Below are 2424 nucleotides of genomic sequence, written 5' to 3'. Positions count from 1 at the left end.
ATGGCAAAGAGTCGCGACAGCTGGCCCAACCGGTCGACTACCCACTGACGGCGATGCTCGTAGCTCTGCCCCGAGTGGGCATCTTCCCCACACAGGAAGGCCCGCCGCACGCAGCGACTGACCACATGGTAGTAGGGCGTATCCTGCAGGCTGATTTGACGTGAGCGGGCGATAGTCATGGCGAGTTCCTCGGCAGTGAGGCTTCAAGTCCAGCAGAGCGCTACGCCCCTGTCAAAATGGTGGGTGTCCCAGAATCAGCCGTTCCCGCTCTGCCCCGAGTGGGCATCTTCCCCACACAAAAAGGCCCGCCGCACGCAGCGGCTCACCACGTGGTAGTAGGGCGTATCCTGCAAACTGATTTGACGTGAGCGGGCGATAGTCATAGCAAGCTCCTCGGCAGTGATACCTCAAGTCCAGCAGAGCGCTACGCCCCTGTCAAAATGGTGGGTGTCCCAGAATCAGTAGGGCGTATCCTGCAGGCTGATTTGACGTGAACGGGCGATGGTCATGGCTAGTTCCTCGGCAATGAGGCTTCAAGTCCAGCAGAGCACTACGCCCCTGTCAAAATGGTGGGTGTCCCAGAATCATCCGCCAGAATCATCCGACCAATTTTCAAACGCAGAAAATAGAAAGGCTCTTTATTGCAGCCTCTCTACCTCCATTAATCAATAACCAAACTCTTTGCGATTTAATACTTCCATTTCCTCAAATTGAGGAAGTTGCTTTTTCATAAACGCATAAATGGTCTCAAAATTTTCAGGCATACAATGTACAACACAGAAATTTTGAACTTTAAAAGGGATGCTTTCAATTTTTATTGAATACCCAGACCTAAATGTAGAAAACGTGCCATCACCAGAATAAAAATAACGTCCAAAATGGTTTATTTTTGGTTTCATATTGGTGATTTTAAAGGCCAGAAATGCACCAGCACCCGCTCCGGCCAATGCCAGCGGGCCCACCAAGCCGACGGCAATGATGCTGACCACAATCAACAGGCCACCAATCCCACGCATAATGGTGTAAGCCACCTCCGGGATCTTGTCCTGCTGGGTGTAGTAGATCCCCTTGGCGGTCATTCGGTAGTGATAGAGCTGATTAGGGGTAAAAAGATAACGTCCCTGAAGTACAGCCAATATTCCGAACACAATACAAAACAAGGTTAACTGCCAAGCTTTTTGGCTATCAGTATTAATTAAATTCAACAGTCCTAAGAGCCACAAAAAACCACCTATGGCAATTGGAAGCTCCCATGCAAGTCTCTGCCGATGATCTATCTGCCACTCATATAAAACAGGCTCCTTTTGCAATTCAAGATATTGCTCGCTGTAGTAGTGGTTGACGCCATCAGCCTCTGCGCTCTGCGGGTGTTCTGTCGTTTCACTCATGTTATTGCAACCTTATGCTCATGCCTTTCACTGGCAGCTTGATATCAAATTCTGCAGTTAATATCACGCCTTTGGTAAAGGATCCCCTGGCTACAAAGCGCTGGGCTTCACCGCTCAGGCTTTCAGCACTCGGGTAGACAATGCACACCACCAGTTCATCGACATCGGTCAGCCGTACCTTGCTCATATCCAGCAGCAACTTTTCACGGGTTGCGCTGACGACAGGCACAGAAAGCGCTTCGGGCTCCCCCAACCCGCCAGCCATGGCAGCTTCCCGGTGCAGGGCACTAGGGACCATAAAGCGACGCACCGCCAACTCGATGGCAACATTGTTGATATAACCGGGTAACCCGATCTCAAGCTGTCGGCCCTTGAGGCTGACAGTGGGTTGACTGCTAAGCCGTTCATATTGCGTCAGCTCGTATACCGGGTTCCAGCCTGCCGGTTCGGTACCCCAGGTGGATTGCAACAGCCAGCGCTCGACAGGCAGGCGGCTATAGCGGGCCAGTATCACGGTGGCAGCCAGATAGAGCAGGGTGCCGATACCAATAGATGCGACCATCCAGGTAGCCCATGTAGCCCCTAGCGTTGCACCAAATAGCAAACGGCCAAACGACACAACGGCTGGAATCCCCTGCGCCCCCAAGCCCCCCAGCTTTAACCAGTAACCGAATTGCTCCATATCGGCATTGGTATCATCCATCAGCTTGGCGCGTGTTTCCCACGCCTCCAGCCCCGCCGCCAGCAGCCCCAGCCCGGTCATCCAGCCGGTGGTGAGGGCAAAGCGGCGCACCAGGGCCGGGTTTTCTTTCATGGCCTCCGATAAGCGAAGGCCAAGCAGTTCTGATGGCACCACCACCTGCCCCTGCTTGATGGCCACTATGGCGCTGCCTGTCCAGGCGGCGGTGTAGGCCAGATTGCGGCTCAGCTCCAGCTGGGCGGCGGGGTTGCCCTGATTCTTGCGACTGCTCTCGTCATACCCTTGCAGCGCCACTGTCAGGTTGGCGATGTTGAGCAGGGCCGCCAGCCCGCCAAA

2 protein-coding genes and 2 pseudogenes are annotated in these 2424 nt (G+C 53.8%); all 4 read right to left on the bottom strand.

The annotated features are described in order from the left end of the window. Positions 1–179: pseudogene (locus AB5Y48_RS03390) on the bottom strand (alpha-amylase family glycosyl hydrolase); the annotation flags it as partial. A gap of 87 nt (positions 180–266) precedes the next feature. After that, positions 267–383: pseudogene (locus AB5Y48_RS03385) on the bottom strand (alpha-amylase family glycosyl hydrolase); the annotation flags it as partial. 282 nt (positions 384–665) lie between these two features. Further along, positions 666–1388: a hypothetical protein gene (locus AB5Y48_RS03380; RefSeq protein ID WP_368163753.1), complete on the bottom strand. Its 723-nt coding sequence runs from the start codon at positions 1386–1388 to the stop codon at positions 666–668. Between the two features lies 1 nt (position 1389). Continuing rightward, positions 1390–2424 (bottom strand): hypothetical protein (locus tag AB5Y48_RS03375; protein ID WP_368163752.1); only part of this gene is annotated, 1035 nt, incomplete at its 5' end.

It is taken from the genome of Aeromonas sp. R6-2 (assembly GCF_040908155.1).
Taxonomy (GTDB): domain Bacteria; phylum Pseudomonadota; class Gammaproteobacteria; order Enterobacterales; family Aeromonadaceae; genus Aeromonas; species Aeromonas schubertii.
Note: the sequence above shows the minus strand (reverse complement) of the source record. Positions and strands in the feature narration are given on the sequence as shown.